This window comes from Kibdelosporangium aridum, assembly GCF_900176515.1.
GTDB lineage: Bacteria > Actinomycetota > Actinomycetes > Mycobacteriales > Pseudonocardiaceae > Kibdelosporangium > Kibdelosporangium aridum.
Genome location: NZ_FWXV01000011.1, coordinates 1 through 14,551, shown reverse-complemented (window position 1 = coordinate 14,551; position 14,551 = coordinate 1). Strand labels below are relative to the sequence as shown.

Sequence of the window (14,551 nt, the reverse complement as noted above, 5' to 3'; positions counted from 1 at the left end):
GATCAGGGAATGCGCAGCGACTTCTTCGCCAGTTCGTACGCGGGAAGCATGTTCGTGTGCTCATCGTCGTCGAAGCCGCCGAGCGCAAGCACGACCGCACCACTGGGCGTGGGCACCGAAAGGAGCCGCTCTCGCTTCTTGACCTCGGCATTCGGGTTGTCCCGGATGTACGTCACCTCAGCGGCGGTCGTCGAGGCGACCTGGGCCTCACTGTGCTCCGGGACAGTGATGTGGCGGTCCGCGGCGAGGAAATCGTCAAGCGCCGCACGTGCGCTGCCGGTCTTCGTACTGGTCCAGATCCGCAGGAAACCAAGGTGGCCAGCGGGTTTGGCGTCGATCTCGCAGGCAGCCGTGAAGCCGCCCTGGTTGCCCAGCGAACCGAGGCTTTCCGCGTCCTCGATGGCTTTCGGCTTCCACTTGTCCGCCAGGTCGAACGACAGCGGCAGTTTGCAAGCCGAATCCGCACCACCGACACGACCCGCGCTCGCGGCGGCAGCCGGTGCAGCGGACGTACCCGGTGGTGTGGCCGTCGGCTCAGGTTCCGAAGTGCACGCGGCGGTCAACGTGACAACGGCGAATGCGACAAGACAGGTGTTTTTGATTCCCCCCATGCGCGGCAGTATAGGAGACCCCGCGCACGTGGCTGGCAAAGGATTGGACGAGGCGGTACTCGGGCTTGTAGCTTGCCGTGGACCGTGACACCGCCCGAGGAGGTGAGACCCATGAACGCTGTATCGACGTGGGTGCTCCCCTATACCGTCACGGCCGGCGATTGACGTAGGTGTCGCCGGGAGCGCCTCGCAACAAGGCACTCCCGAAAGGCAACACCTAATGGACTCTTCGCAGTTCACCGCCGAGCCGTCGTCGAACTTCATGGTCGACGTGATCATTGCCGGGTGCGGGCCGACCGGCGCGATGCTGGCCGCCGAACTGAGGCTGCACGGTGTGCGGGTACTCGTTCTGGAGAAGGAAACCGAGCCCGTGTCGTTCGTCCGCATAGTCGGTCTGCACATTCGCAGTCTCGAGCTGATGGCGATGCGCGGACTGCTGGATCGCATCCAGGAGCACGGAAGACAGCGTCCAGCCGCCGGATTCTTCGCCGCCATCAGCAAACCCGCGCCCGAGAGCCTGGATTCCGCGCACGCCTATCTGCTGGGCATCCCGCAGCCGGTCATCGTTCAGCTGCTCGAAGACCATGCGATCCAACTGGGTGCGCAGGTCCGGCGCGGTTGTGCGGTGGCCGATTTCGAGCAGGACGACGAGGGAGTGACCGTCAAGCTGGCCGACGGCGAACAGCTGCGTGCGCGCTATCTCGTCGGCTGTGACGGCGGGCGCAGCACGGTGCGCAAACTGCTCGGCGTCGGCTTTCCCGGCGAGCCCTCGCGGACCGAGACGCTGATGGGGGAGATGGAAGTGGACGTGCCGCAGGAGGAGATCGCCGCCACAGTGACCGAAATCAGTAAGACCCATCGGCCCTTCTGGCTCCGGCCCTTCGGCAAAGGGGTCTACAGCGTCGTAGTCCCCGCCGCGGGAATCAGCGATCGCTCGGAAGCGCCCACCCTCAAGGATTTCCAACAACAGCTGCGCACCATCGCCGGAACTGATTTCGGGGTGCACTCCCCGCGCTGGTTGTCCCGCTTCGGCGATGCCACCCGGCTGGCCGAACGTTATCGGGCCGGGCGGGTGCTGCTGGCCGGCGATGCGGCGCATATCCACCCACCCATCGGCGGACAGGGCCTCAACCTGGGCGTTCAGGACGCGTTCAACCTCGGCTGGAAACTGGCCGGGCAGATCCGCGGCTGGGCGCCGGAACCACTGCTGGACACCTACCAGGCCGAACGTCATCCGGTCGCCGAGGACGTGCTGGACAACACCCGCGCCCAGATGGAACTGCTGTCAGACGAACCGGGCCCGCAGGCCGTGCGCAGGCTGCTGACCGAACTGATGGACTTCGACGAGGTGAACCGCTATCTGATCGAGAAGATCGCGGCGATCGACATCCGCTACGACTTCGGTGCAGGCCCAGACCTGCTCGGCCGCCGCCTGCGTGACGTCGACGTGAAACAGGGCAACCTCTACGACCAGCTACATCGGGGTCGCGGCCTGGTGCTCGACCGCACCGAACGGCTGACCGTCGAGGGCTGGTCGGACCGAGTCGACCTCATCCCGGATCCCACTGCCGCACTAGATGTTCCGGCCATTCTGCTCCGCCCCGACGGATACGTCGCGTGGATCGGCGAGCACCAGCAGGACCTGGACGACCACCTCGCTCGCTGGTTCGGCAGGCCCGCTGACTGACGGGCCCAGCATGCCCTCGTAGCTGCGCGATCGCCCGACAGCGACAGTCGAAACATGGGAGCGCTCCCAGTTTTCCAGACGATCGTGGTCGTGTCCTTGCCGTCTTGCCAACCGATACTTCTTGTCTGATCGGGAAAGGCGGCAAGGCGGCGGGCTGGATGTTGCCCAGAAGTCGATGTACGGTTGGGAGCGCTCCCAGATTATGTCCTCCCCCTGCCCGAGGAGCTGAGACATGTCGCGACGACGTCGTCGCCCGGCCACCATGCTGGCCGGCCTGCTCGTTCTTGTCCTGTCCGCGTTCCTGTTGCCTTCGGTGTCGGCGGCCAGCGCATCCCACGCCCGTGCGGTGCCGCTGGCTGAGCTGACCGTGGTATCCGAACGGGTGGCGTCCGGTCTTCGGCGTCCGATCGCGATCACCGGTCTGCCGGACGGCCGGATGCTGATCGCCGAAAAGGACGGCACAGTCCGCTCTTACCACCCCGACACCGGCCTGGCGGCCGAGCCGGTGCTCGACCTGACCGCCCGGATCGACACGTCGGACAACGAGCGCGGCCTGCTCGGTATCACCCCTGCGCCGAACTTCGCGCGGACCGGGATTCTCTACGTGGCCTACACAAGCCTGCCAGCCGGTGCGCTGACCCTGGCGCGAGTGTCGATCAGCGCTCCTGAGCGGCTGCAGGTGCTGCTCACCCAGGAGCACGCCGAGTACGGCAACCACAACGGCGGACAGGTCGCGTTCGGCCGCGACGGCTACCTCTACTGGTCGACGGGCGACGGCGGCCACGCGAACGACCCGTTCAAGGCCGGTCAGAACCTCGGCACGCTGCTCGGCAAGATCGTGCGGATCGACGTCAACCGCACCTGCGGGGCGAAGCCCTACTGCGTGCCCTCCAACAACCCGTTCGTCCGTGTCCAGGGCGCGCGGCCGGAGATCTGGCTCTACGGGCTGCGCAACCCGTGGCGGTTCTCCGTCGACCCGGTCGACGGCTCGCTGTGGATCGGTGACGTCGGCCAGGGCCTGGTCGAGGAGATCAACCACATCCGCCCGTGGCAGGGAGGGGCGAACCTCGGCTGGTCCTGCCGCGAGGGCACCCCGGTGTTCGACCCGCTGCAATGCCGGCCGGGCGTGCGGTACACCGACCCGGTCTTCGAATACGACCACTACAACGACAACTGCTCGGTGACTGGCGGCGTGGTGTACCGAGGCACCCGGACCCCGGAGGCATGGGGCACCTACGTCGCGAGCGACTACTGCTCGACCCGTGTGTTCGCCGTGCGTCCCAAGTCCGACGGCGGCTACGAGTCCGCCACGATCGGCAACTTCCCCACCCAGCCGACCGCGATCGGCACCGACGTGCACGGCGAGCTGTACGTGCTCAGCGACCTCCCGGGATGGCTGAACCGAGTGCGGTTCGAGCGGATCCAGCCAGCCGCGGGCGGCGGGGTGGCGAACCGCTGACCCCGCGCCTCCGCAAATACCCTTGGGGGACGGCCGTTTCCGGGCGGCCGTCCCCGATTCACTCCGACGCAGCCCTACTGCACGGGGAGTAGTTCGCGCGCGATCTCGGCTGGTGGGCGTAGCTGGAACAGTCATCTCCGGGACGACGACGCAGGAATCCCTGCGGGCCATGCTCATGCGCCATGACGAGAAAACTGATCGTGACTCTTACCGCGGGGCTGTTGCTCGTGGGGGCCGCACCGGCATCTGGGAGTTCGCACGCCGATCCTGTTGTTCGGGCGCTTGAGAGGGTTGCTCGGCCTCTCGACAGGTTTGCGGAGACGGTGGGTGACGCGTCGGTGGTGGGCGTCGGTGAGGCCACTCACGGCTCGCACGAGTTCTTCGTCCTGCAGCACCGTGTCTTCGCGCAGTTGGTGCAGGGCAAAGGATTTGGCACGTTCGCGCGGGAGGTGAGCTGGAGCGGCGGGCTCCGGCTCGACGAGTACGTCATGCACGGCACCGGCGACCCGAGGCAGATCATGCGCGAGGAGTTCCAAGGTAGCTACCTGTGGAACACCGAGGAGTATCTCGACCTGATCGAGTGGATGCGGGCGTACAACGAGCGGCATCTGGATCCGATCCGGTTCATGGGCGACGACATCGGCTATCCCGGACCGGAGCTGTTCGACCGGGTGAGCGCTTACGCACGCCAGTACCGCCCCGGACTCGTCGCGGAGCTCGATCGGTTACACCGCAACATGGCCCCGACCGTTGGTGTCGCCGACTGGATGTCGACTTACCGACGCCGTCCGTTGGATGAGCGACAGGACAACCGCCACCGCGCGTGGCAGGCGGTGAGTCTGTTGGAAGACAGCGGGTCCGACGCCTGGGTGGTTCAGCACGCGCGGGTGATCGCGCAGTCGATGACGTTGTGGGCCACCGACTTCACCGATCCCGGGCAAGTCACCGCGGGTTTCGTCTACCGTGACGAAGCGATGGCCGACAACATCCTGTGGTGGCGTGAGCACACCGGCGACAAGATCGTGCTGGCCGCGCATGACGGGCACGTCGCGGACGAGAGCTACTGGTCGAGCTACCCGCGAGTGCAGGGCACTTACCTGCGGGAGCGGCTGGGCGAGGGGTACCTGAGCGTGGGCACCACGTTTCATCAGGGCGCGTTCAACCTGCTCGACGCGGCCGACAACCAGCTGCGCACAGTGACGGTGGGCCCGGCCGGGCCGGGCAGCAACGAGTCCACTCTGGACCAAGTGCGACGGCAGGACTTCGTGCTGGACATGCGAAACGCGACCAGACCGGCGCGCGACTGGCTCGCCGAAGCCCGGTCCACGCGGCAGTACGCCGAGTCGTTCCCCGCTGCGGACAAACAGATCGCTCTCGGTCGTTCGTTCGATGTGCTGGTCCATTTCCACCGTGCCACACCGTCGCGGCTGCTGCCGTGAAGTCCGCAGGCACCGGCAGGACTCGTCGGCGCCTCGTAAAACAAGCACTACTAGCCTCATTTTAGGCTCTTAACAAAAAGCAGGAGCAGCAGCCCGACGGACAAACGGAGAGCGAGATCCACGAGTGTGCGGGCGATGCCTGGTATCTGCGCCAGGTGCGGTGATTCCGGCAGGTAGATAACGGGGACCTGTTCGCCGACCGCAGGAAGCCTGCCGGGGTTTTAAACCCATGTGGGCCCGTCGAGCTGGTCCAACGTGCGCTGGTGAGTGTCCTCAGTGAACTGGGAAGCGTTCGATGACGGGGCTGATCGGTCGATTCCGAGGAGCCCGTGCAGACGGGTACAGGTCGGTCCTGGATGAGGTGGTCCTGGTTAGCCGTGGCCGGGCGGTCGACGCTGGTCTGGTGAGCTCGCCAATGCGAGAAGTGCAGATGAGGCAGCAGGAGTTGACATGTCGCAAGACACCAGGGGCAACACTCGGACCATCGTCATCACCGGGGGCAACAGCGGCCTCGGCTACGGGTGCGCGCAGGCCCTCCTCGGCTCGGACAACGGGTCATGGCACGTCGTGATCGCGTCCCGCGACGCAGACCGCGCACAGACCGCCGTCGACGCACTGGCCGCCGGAGCCGCCGCCGGCCACACGGTGGAGGCGATGGTGCTGGACCTGGCATCCCTCGCTTCGGTCCGGTCCTTCGTCGCCGAGCTGACCGAGCGGCTGGCGACGGGTGCGCTGCCCCCGCTGCACGCCCTGGTGTGCAACGCGGGCGTGCAGATGGGGACCACCCTCGCCAAGACCGCCGACGGATTCGAGGCCACGTTCGGGGTCAACCACCTGGGCCACTTCGCCCTCGTCAACGGGCTGCTGCCGGTGCTGAGGGCGCCGTCGCGCGTGGTCGTGGTGTCGAGCGGCACCCACGACCCCGCACTCAAGCTCGGGCCGCCCCCTGCGTGGAACGACCCGCAGGCTCTCGCCCAGGGCCAGCTCGGCCCCGCGGCTGCGAAGCTCAACGCCCTGATGACGGGCCAGGCCCGCTACTGCACGTCCAAGCTCGCGAACGTCTACTTCACCTATGCGTTGGCCCGCCGCCTGCCCGCAGGCGTCACCGCCAACGCGTTCGACCCCGGGATGATGCTGGGGACTGCCCTGGGACGCTCGCTACCCGCCCCGCTGCGGTTCGCGTCGGAGCGCATCTTCCCGCGGATCACCTGGCTGCTGCGGCGGACTATCACGGACAACATCAACACCGCCCAGGAGTCGGGCCGGGCGCTCGCCTGGGTCGTCACCGCGCCCGAGCTGGCCGGCGCCACCGGCAAGTACTTCGACCTGCGCCAGGAGAAACGCACGTCCGAGGAGTCATACGACGCCGCCCGCGCGGAGCAGCTATGGAACGACAGCCTGGCCCTGACCGGCGTGGCCGCCACCCGCTGACACAGCGGCGAAGCTCGAGGAGTGGTCGTGACCGATCCGGCGGTACCTACGTACTCGACAACCGAGCGTGATCGCCGATGGGGCCTGGCGCGCGAGCTCATGGACCGTGAGGGCCTGGACGCGCTGCTCGTCTTCGGTGAGCACGAGGACGCCGGCCCGGCGTCAGGTGCCTACGACAGGTGGTTCACCAACGGCAGGCCCGGCATGACGGTCGTCTTCCCCAGGACCGGCGATCCGGTCGCGCTCCTGCCCTCCGGGCAGTACATCATGGACCACCTGGAGTCCTCGCGCCGAGGCGAATCGGTGTGGATCCCACCGGAGAACCTTCGCGCTTCTCGTGACTCGGGCATGATCGCCCGGACGCTCGACGAGCTGGAGCTCACCGATAGCACCATCGGTGTCGTCGGCCTGGGGCCTCACCTGCCCTGGCACCCGGAGGGCATCATTCCGTTCCGGCTCTGGAACAGCGTCCTGGCGCAGGCCCCCAAGGTGCGGTTCACGTCGGTCGACATGGCACTGGCTCTCCTCGTCAGCCGGCTGAGCCCCGAGGAGATCGACGTCGTGCGCCACGCAGCGAGCGTCGGCGACGCCATGGCGAGGGCCATGGTCGAGACCGCCGCACCCGGCGTTGCGGAGAGCGAAGTGTTCGCGGCGGGCATGGCCGAGGGCTACCGGCGAGGCACGGTGCCGCCGGCGATGCACTTCTGGTCGGGCCCGGACCCCGTCGCGGTCGGCTGGCCGGCCTGGGGCTACCGCCCGCAGGCACCCCGGGTCCTGCAGGACGGCGACGTCATCTATGCCGAGGTCTTCTCACAGTTCGGCGGACGCGAGGCACAGAACCAGGTCACGATCGCCGTCGGCGACGTGCACGACGACTTCCACCGGGCCGGCGACGTCGCCCGCGCGGCCTACGACGCCGGTCTGGAAGCGTTGCGTCCGGGCCGCACGTGGGGCGACGTCGTGGAGGCGGTCCACGCGCCGCTCGACGCGGCCGACGGTTCGATGTTCCTGATCGCGCTCCACTCGCTGAACCCGGGCCTCGTGGTCGGCCGCGGCCGTGGGGACATCAGCAAGCTTCCCGGTGCGCAGGCCTACCCGGCCGTGAACGCTCACCCGGCCATCATGACCGACCTGGTGCTCCAGCCCGGGATGTCCTTCGTCCTCGAGCCGCAGTACGCCTTCGGGCGCCACCTGGTCCACGTCGGGGGGACCGTGATCGTCGGCGAGGACGAGCCCATCGAGCTCAACCCGTACACGGCGCAGATCCTCCGCTCGGGCTGACGCCACCGGCCGCGTATCCAGGACCGACCTGGTCCTGGATACGCGGCTCGGCGCGGCCGACACTGGGGGCATGGTTGACCGTCCTGGGCTCGCCGACTTCCTCCGCCGCCGCCGGGAGATGCTGCGTCCGGCCGACGTCGGGCTGCCCGACGGCGTCCGCCGTCGCACCCCTGGCCTGCGGCGGGATGAGGTGGCGCACCTGGCCGGCATGTCGACCGACTACTACGCCCGGCTTGAGCAGAGCCGCGGCGCCAACCCCTCCGAGCCGATCGTGGCCTCCCTGGCCCGCGTGTTGCGCTGCGACCTCGACGAGCGAGACCACATCTACCACCTGGCTGGGCTGGAGCCACCGGCGAGGCTCGCGTCTCGGCACATCCGCCCAGGGCTGATCAGCCTGCTCGACCGGCTCACCGACGTCCCCGCCTCGATCTGCACCGACCTGTACGACGTGCTGTGGCAGAACGCGATCGCCGACGCCATCCTGGGCCCTCAGGACCCCAGGGTCGACGCGCGCGACCGCAACCTCGTGTGGCAGTGGTTCACCAACCCGGCCACGCGCGCCCGGGTGCCGGAGGAGGACTGGCCGCGGCACTCGTCGGATCACGTGGCCTACCTGCGCGCGACGCACGCACGCCGTGGGCGCGACAAGGACGTGGCGACGTTCGTGCGAGGCCTGCAGGAGCACAGTGCCGAGTTCCGCGACCTGTGGGAACAGCACCGGGTCTCCGTGCGCCGGTTCGACCGCAAGAGGCTGCTGCACCCGGACGTCGGCGAGCTGCACCTGACCTGCGAGGTGCTGCTGACCCCCGCCGATGACCTCATGGTGGTCACCTTCTTCCCGACCCCCGGCACCGATGCGCACGAGAAGCTCGACCTCCTGCGCGTCATCGGCATCCAGGGCTTCGAGCCTTCAGGGGACCTCTGAGCCCCAGGGGAATTTGCCGCTGATCGAGCTTGTACGTGGACGCCCATGTGCGCTGCGAAGCTCAGCAAGCAGCCGTGACCTCCCGAATGTCGGTCTTCACGAGGTAATCCTCCGGATCCAGCCCGATCGCGACTCGCTTCGGCGACGCCCAGTACTGGGAATTGCGCTCCGTGAACGATTCCGGCCCGTCATAGGAGATCACCCACACGAACTGACTGCGTTCCCGATCCAGCCACGCGCCCTGAATCTCGAACCCGAACTCCAACCGCAACGGCACCACCAACTCCCGCCACTTGGCCGCCCACTCGTCCAGCAACCCCTCACGCACCGTGTAAGTTCGCAGCTGAGTAGTCCTCGGCACAGTGGTCTCCTCATCGCACGACTCGATCATGGCCCCCTGTTTCCCCGTTGCCGAGGATTTCAGGACGCCGCGAAGACGCGTGAGGCACACCGGCCCTAGGGCCGCACTCGCTTGGTTTCGTATGCCCAGATGGCGATCTGGACGCGGTTGCGGGCCCCGATCTTGTTCATGAGGCTCGCGAGGTGGAACTTGACGGTGCTGAGGCTGATGTGGAGTTCGTCGGCGATCTCGGCGTTGGTGCGGCCCTGGGCAACGGTCAGTGCGACCTCTTCCTCCCGGTCGGTCAAGGCGACGAGTGGCCTGGAGCGCTTTGAGGAGGATGCGGAGTCGGCGAAGCTGGCGAGCAGGCGGGCGGTGACGCTGGGGGCGATGAGGGCGTCGCCCTTGGCGGCGGCGTGGATGGCTTGGACCAACAGGTCGGGTCCGGCGTCCTTGAGCAGGAAGCCTCTGGCGCCCGCTTTCAGGGCGCCGCTGACGTGTTCGTCGGTGTCGAAGGTGGTGATGACGACCACGGCCAGTGGATCCGTGACGTCGGGTCCCGCGAGCAGGCGGGTTGCCTCGACGCCGTCGAGGTGTGGCATCCGGATGTCGAACAGGCACACGTCGGGGCGTAACCGGCGGGCGAGCGTGACGGCCTCGTTGCCGTCGGCGGCCTGGCCGATCACGTCGATGTCGGGTTGGCCGTTGAGGATCGTGGTCAGTCCCGCTCGGATGATGTTTTGATCGTCGGCGATGATGACACGGATGGTCATGTGAGGGCCTCTCGCCTCGGGATCACCGCGTGGACCGTCCAGCCCTGGTCGGGGCCCGGGCCCGCCTCGAGGGTTCCCCCGAGCAGCGTTACGCGCTCAGCCATGCCCACGAGCCCATAGCCTGGCACACGGGAGTTGGACAGGCCGCGCTCACCGTCGTCACTGACGCTCAACCGCACGGTGTCGGTGCCGCCGTTTAGGAGGACGTGAACCCGGGTCGCGTGCCGTGCGTGGCGCTTCGCGTTGGTGATCGACTCCTGGGCAACCCGGTACAGCGCCGCCTCGACCGATGGCCGCAGATCGTCGAGATCGCCGCACTGCTCGACATCGATCCGCAGACCCTGGTCTCCTTCCGCTGTGGCCAAACCCTCGATGTCGGCCACGCCGCGTTGGGCGAACACCTCCGGCGTGCCGTTGCCCCGGCGCAGCGACCCGACCATGGAGCGCATCTCGGCCAGAGTGCGCGACGCTTCTCCCTCGATGACTTCGAGAGCCCTGGCGGCTCCGTCCAGGTCACGTGAACTGGCCAGGAATCGTCCCGCCTGTGCCTGAATGGCGATGGCGGACACGTGATGAGCGACGGTGTCGTGCAACTCCCGGGCCAGCATTTCCCGCTCGTGGAACCGGATCCGCTCGAACCGTTGGGTGCGCACGATGCGCCGGTAGCGGACCAGAACGCCGAGCGCGGCGGGGAACAACAACACGACCAAGCCACCGCTGGCGTCGGCGACGCCGGGGAAGTCGGTTGTCACGGCGACGAGCCATTCCAGCAGCACGATCGCCAACCCGATCGCCGTCTGCTGGCCAGTTCCCCACCGGAACAGCGAGTACACGAGAACCACGACGAACATGCTGGCGTACAAAGAAAAGGGCTCGCCGCCAACGAAGATCGCCGCCAGGTCGACCACCATCAACCCGCCGAACCCGAGCGCCACCGCGGCAAGCGGGCGAACTCGCCGCCACAACATTGTGAGCGCCAACGTCAAACCGAACACGACGCCGACGGGGCGCCACACCATGTCGTCGCGAACGACGACCTCCGCCATCGCCGTTCCCGTCACGCCCGCGACGAGCAACCAGTCGCGCCACACGCGAACCGGTGGACTCTCGCCGTCAGGCTCCATCCGCAGCCAACCGGGCGTTCTGTTCACCAGCAGGAGAATAGGGCCTCGGACGAGAAGGCGGATCGACCGAAAAGGCAGGTCCAGCACTGGCCGATCGGTCAGGGCAACACTGACCGAGACCCCGGTGCGCCACGTACCCGACGCGATGACACTGGACATCCTCGCCCAACCAGAGGAGCAGATTCCGTGACGACGCCAAGGCAGTACCGAGACACCCCGGTCGATGTGAAGCTCGTGCTCTGCGCCCTGTGGGTCACGATGCTTCTCGTGTTCGCCTACGTCGACATCTTCGGGTTCTACCGCGCTGATGTCCTCGACGCCGCGCTCGACGGCAAGGTGGCGACCACGGCATTCACGGTCAACCAGGTGTTCCTGACCTCCACCCTGATCTACATCCTGCCGCCAATCCTGATGGTGGTTCTGACACTCCTACTGACACCACGCGTCAACCGAACCGTCAACATCGTCGTCAGCTTCCTCTACCTGATCAGCATCATCGTGTCGTGCATCGGCGACACGTGGGTCTACTACCTGCTCGGCAGCCTCATCGAAGTGATACTCCTTGTCGTCATCGCCCGAGCCGCCTGGAAATGGCCGCCACCGACGGTCGCACCCTCGCAGCCGTAACCAACCGAGGCCGCACTCTGCTGCCGATGTGCGATCGCGCGGTGTGGTCGTCAGTCGGTGCTCGACGATTGTCGTCGGACGCCGGAGCCGATGTGCCGCGAGGCTTCCGTTATTGGCGTGGGATGGGTACGCCCGCGGAGCGGAGTTTGGTCTCGGTGAGCGCCGTCAGCCGGGCTGAGATCGGTGCTTGGTCCTCGCGGTGGTTGTTGATCAGCCTGTATTGGGTGGAGTTGTTGGTCCAGGCATGCAGGCGGTTGGGATTCCCCAGTAGCGTGGGGTTGGCGAGGTAGTGGTCGGCCATGGCGGTCGCGAGTTCTTCGATCCTCGGGTCGTCCGGTTCCCAGGTCTCGGCCTCCGAAGCGCGCTTGGTCAGGTCGACGTACCCGGGGTCGTCGAGCCGGTGTTCGAGTTGGGCCAGGAAGCCCTCGAAGCCCTGCGGCATCATGGCCCGGGTCAGCACCATGGCCTCGCGTTGGGCTGCCACGTAGTCGGGCCTGAAGCCGAGGGCGGACATGCGGTCCAGGATCGCGCAGGCGCGGTCGGGCAGCAGGGCTCGGTCGCCGTCGGCAAGCCGGTGCAGCGTGTCGCGCCGGTTGATCAGGTCCGCGATTTGATCGGTCAGCCGCCGCTGCGCGGCGGCAAGGGTGGCGGCGAACTGCTCGGCGTCGGCGTTGAGTAGAGGTCCGATCTCGGCCAACGGTACGCCGGCGGTGGCCAGTGTCCTGACCTGGACCAGCCGCAACAACTCGGCCGATCCGTACCGCCGGTAGCCGGAGCTGTCGCGTTCCGGCTCCTCGACCAAACCGAGCTTGTGGTAGTGCCGCACCGTCTTCACCGTGACGCCGATAAAGGTCGCCGCCTGCCCGATCGTCACTCCGTGCCTCATCTGTTCAGCCTGCCTTGTGCTCGAGCTCGGCGACGAGGCACACCATGGTCGAACACGAGCATGTGTTCAGTCCGTCGGCTGAGCTGGTTCGGCCTGCCCGCCGCAAAACACCTCGTTGACGAGCCGTTGCCGGGCGTCATGAAATGCTGTCGCGATGGCCATGTCGGCGTCGGCCACCCACGTCAACGCCGCGGTCAGGGTCTTGCTGCCGTCAGGCGTGCTGTACATCTCCGCCGCGGAGCCCACGGTGCCGCCGTTGTGGGAGATGACGGTGCCGCCGTCGTCCGTGGTCACCACGAACACTCCCAGGCCGTAGTCCATGTTCGGGATGCCCGTCGGGTGCGGTGTGCGCATCTCGGCCAGTAGCTCGGTTGGCAGGAGCTGGCCACCGTTCAGCGCGGAGATGAAGGTGTGCAGGTCCTGGGTGGTCGAGATCATGTCACCGCCGGTGGAGACCCAGGAGGGATTGTGGCGGGTGATGTCGATCGTCTTCTGCCGGCCGGCGTCCTCGTACCGGTAGTAGGCGTGGGCGTGCGGCTCGGGGATCTCCGGCGAGGTGTCCGGCACTACCGTGCCCGACAGCCCGAGCGGCCCCAGAATCCGCCGCTGCATCTCCTCGGCGAGCGAGCGGCCGGTGACCTTCTCGATCACCAGCCGGGCCAGCACGTAGTTGGTGTTGGAATAGCTCCAGCCCGTGCCCGGCTCGAACCGCGCCGGCCTGGACAACGCCAGCTCCACCAGCTCCTGTGGCCGGTAGGTCCGGAACCGGTTGTCCACCCACTCTTTGCCCGTGGTGCCGTAGGGCACGGGGATCCCGTACACGATCGTCCCGTCGTCGTAAACCTCGCCGGTGAAGTTGAACACCCCGCTGGTGTGCTGCAACAGCATCCGCACCGTGATCCGCTCGTCGAGCCCGAACTCGGGCAGATAACCCACCACCGGGGTGTCCAGCCCGATCTTGCCCTCGGCCACCAACTGCAGCACCAGAGTCGCGGTGAAGGTCTTGGTGTTGCTGCCGATCCGGACATGCCCGTTGATCGGCGGCTTCGCGGTCCCACCCAGCTCGGCCACCCCGGCGCTGCCGACCCACTCATCCCGCTCATCGTGCACGCGCAGCGTGACCCCGGTGAAACCGGACTCGACGATCTCCTCGATCATCTTTCGCAGCTCCGGGCGGTCCCGCCCGGCAGCGTCGAGGGCTTCGGTGGTCGTGCGGGTCGTGATGGACATGGTGGTTGCTCCCTGCAGATCAGTTATGCCCTGGTCGGGTATGTCGTGCCGCTGAGACGAGCGTGGGCCCTGACCCGAGGTCAACCTCCATCGTGATCTGGCTCACTGCTACTTCACAGTCAGGTACAGCTTTCGGAAAGGAGGACAGCGCGCAGCACCTCATGCCGCGACGGGTGATGCTGGGTGGGGTTTGGGCTCACGCTCGGCAGACCATCACGATGCGACACCCCGGAGCTCTGACCCTCACGGCAGCATCCGCTTCTGCCGCGGGTCGTGCAGTCCCGGCTGGGCGTGGCGGCCACAGTGGAGACGCGCTGGGCCGTGGTGAGATTGCCGACGTGGGCATTCCGGATCACACTTGGTCCTGCGCGTTGGGAATGGCATCACGGGCGTCCTGGCTGATGGGCTGAGGAGGCCCACATCAGGGGGTACGTGATCATGTCGTACGACTCCACGCCAGACACTCTTCGGCATAGCCTGCGAGTCGCCGAGCTGATGGGCGAGCTGATCAAGGAGTTGCTTGACCGGTCGGTCCGACACGACCTGAGCAAGACCCGCGAGCCGGAGCGGGCCGTCTACGACGAGGTCGTGCCGCAACTGCGCGCCACGACTTACGGCAGCGTGGAGTATCGGACCCTGGTCGACGCGATGGGCGAGGGGCTGCGACACCACTACGCGCACAACCGTCATCACCCAGAGCACTTTGCCGACGGGATCAACGGCATGACCCTGGTCGAC

At 67.1% G+C, this 14,551-nt stretch carries 14 protein-coding genes; 8 read left to right on the top strand and 6 right to left on the bottom strand.

Going from position 1 to position 14,551, the window contains the following annotated elements:
* Positions 1 to 2: 2 nt before the first annotated feature.
* Positions 3 to 611 (bottom strand): lipoprotein, encoded by a 609-nt coding sequence (locus tag B9C43_RS42945; RefSeq protein WP_084433164.1) that lies wholly within the window; start codon positions 609 to 611, stop codon positions 3 to 5.
* 220 nt (positions 612 to 831) lie between these two features.
* Between B9C43_RS42945 and rox the strand changes: the two genes are divergently transcribed.
* The 6 genes from rox to B9C43_RS42915 all read left to right on the top strand — a co-directional run bounded on the left by rox (position 832) and on the right by B9C43_RS42915 (position 8,833).
* Entirely contained in the window at positions 832 to 2,298 is a 1,467-nt protein-coding gene (rox, locus tag B9C43_RS42940; RefSeq protein WP_084433163.1) for a rifampin monooxygenase, read from the top strand.
* A gap of 232 nt (positions 2,299 to 2,530) precedes the next feature.
* Positions 2,531 to 3,757, top strand: a complete 1,227-nt coding sequence (locus tag B9C43_RS42935) for a PQQ-dependent sugar dehydrogenase (RefSeq protein ID WP_084433162.1) — start codon at positions 2,531 to 2,533, stop codon at positions 3,755 to 3,757.
* A gap of 323 nt (positions 3,758 to 4,080) precedes the next feature.
* Positions 4,081 to 5,196, top strand: coding sequence for an erythromycin esterase family protein (locus B9C43_RS42930; RefSeq protein ID WP_200825955.1), 1,116 nt, complete (start codon positions 4,081 to 4,083; stop codon positions 5,194 to 5,196).
* Between the two features lie 450 nt (positions 5,197 to 5,646).
* The gene (locus tag B9C43_RS42925) at positions 5,647 to 6,627 is read left to right on the top strand and encodes an SDR family NAD(P)-dependent oxidoreductase (protein ID WP_084433160.1); all 981 of its coding nucleotides are present in this window, start codon (positions 5,647 to 5,649) and stop codon (positions 6,625 to 6,627) included.
* A 27-nt stretch (positions 6,628 to 6,654) separates the two neighbouring features.
* Positions 6,655 to 7,908 carry a M24 family metallopeptidase gene (locus tag B9C43_RS42920; protein WP_084433159.1) on the top strand — a complete coding sequence of 418 codons (1,254 nt, stop codon included), beginning with the start codon at positions 6,655 to 6,657 and terminating at the stop codon, positions 7,906 to 7,908.
* Positions 7,909 to 7,978: 70 nt separating this feature from the next.
* The gene (locus tag B9C43_RS42915; RefSeq protein ID WP_084433158.1) at positions 7,979 to 8,833 is read left to right on the top strand and encodes a helix-turn-helix transcriptional regulator; all 855 of its coding nucleotides are present in this window, start codon (positions 7,979 to 7,981) and stop codon (positions 8,831 to 8,833) included.
* 61 nt (positions 8,834 to 8,894) lie between these two features.
* Here the strand turns inward: B9C43_RS42915 and B9C43_RS42910 are convergent, their stop codons facing one another.
* From B9C43_RS42910 to B9C43_RS42900, 3 genes are all read right to left on the bottom strand, one after another.
* Positions 8,895 to 9,224 (bottom strand): NIPSNAP family protein, encoded by a 330-nt coding sequence (locus B9C43_RS42910; RefSeq protein ID WP_200825954.1) that lies wholly within the window; start codon positions 9,222 to 9,224, stop codon positions 8,895 to 8,897.
* Between the two features lie 65 nt (positions 9,225 to 9,289).
* Entirely contained in the window at positions 9,290 to 9,946 is a 657-nt protein-coding gene (locus B9C43_RS42905) for a response regulator (protein WP_084433157.1), read from the bottom strand.
* Positions 9,943 to 11,097, bottom strand: a complete 1,155-nt coding sequence (locus B9C43_RS42900; protein ID WP_235039186.1) for a sensor histidine kinase — start codon at positions 11,095 to 11,097, stop codon at positions 9,943 to 9,945. Before B9C43_RS42900 ends, B9C43_RS42905 begins: the two co-directional genes overlap by 4 nt.
* 159 nt (positions 11,098 to 11,256) lie before the next feature.
* Here B9C43_RS42900 and B9C43_RS42895 point away from each other — a divergent pair, with 159 nt between their 5' ends.
* A complete protein-coding gene (locus tag B9C43_RS42895; RefSeq protein WP_084433156.1) occupies positions 11,257 to 11,697 on the top strand; it encodes a DUF6326 family protein in 441 nt (146 codons plus the stop codon).
* A 109-nt stretch (positions 11,698 to 11,806) separates the two neighbouring features.
* Here the strand turns inward: B9C43_RS42895 and B9C43_RS42890 are convergent, their stop codons facing one another.
* The gene (locus B9C43_RS42890; protein WP_084433155.1) at positions 11,807 to 12,583 is read right to left on the bottom strand and encodes a MerR family transcriptional regulator; all 777 of its coding nucleotides are present in this window, start codon (positions 12,581 to 12,583) and stop codon (positions 11,807 to 11,809) included.
* A gap of 66 nt (positions 12,584 to 12,649) precedes the next feature.
* Positions 12,650 to 13,813, bottom strand: a complete 1,164-nt coding sequence (locus tag B9C43_RS42885; protein WP_084433154.1) for a serine hydrolase domain-containing protein — start codon at positions 13,811 to 13,813, stop codon at positions 12,650 to 12,652.
* A gap of 438 nt (positions 13,814 to 14,251) precedes the next feature.
* Between B9C43_RS42885 and B9C43_RS42880 the strand changes: the two genes are divergently transcribed.
* Positions 14,252 to 14,551: DUF5662 family protein (locus tag B9C43_RS42880; RefSeq protein WP_235039185.1), on the top strand; the 300-nt coding region annotated here is incomplete at its 3' end.

Coding starts and splice junctions, on each gene's coding strand:
- B9C43_RS42945 (WP_084433164.1), bottom strand. CDS start 611: ATGGGGGGAATCAAAAACACCTGTCTTGTCGCATTCGCCGTTGTCACG.
- rox (WP_084433163.1), top strand. CDS start 832: ATGGACTCTTCGCAGTTCACCGCCGAGCCGTCGTCGAACTTCATGGTC.
- B9C43_RS42935 (WP_084433162.1), top strand. CDS start 2,531: ATGTCGCGACGACGTCGTCGCCCGGCCACCATGCTGGCCGGCCTGCTC.
- B9C43_RS42925 (WP_084433160.1), top strand. CDS start 5,647: ATGTCGCAAGACACCAGGGGCAACACTCGGACCATCGTCATCACCGGG.
- B9C43_RS42915 (WP_084433158.1), top strand. CDS start 7,979: ATGGTTGACCGTCCTGGGCTCGCCGACTTCCTCCGCCGCCGCCGGGAG.
- B9C43_RS42910 (WP_200825954.1), bottom strand. CDS start 9,224: ATGATCGAGTCGTGCGATGAGGAGACCACTGTGCCGAGGACTACTCAG.
- B9C43_RS42905 (WP_084433157.1), bottom strand. CDS start 9,946: ATGACCATCCGTGTCATCATCGCCGACGATCAAAACATCATCCGAGCG.
- B9C43_RS42890 (WP_084433155.1), bottom strand. CDS start 12,583: ATGAGGCACGGAGTGACGATCGGGCAGGCGGCGACCTTTATCGGCGTC.
- B9C43_RS42885 (WP_084433154.1), bottom strand. CDS start 13,813: ATGTCCATCACGACCCGCACGACCACCGAAGCCCTCGACGCTGCCGGG.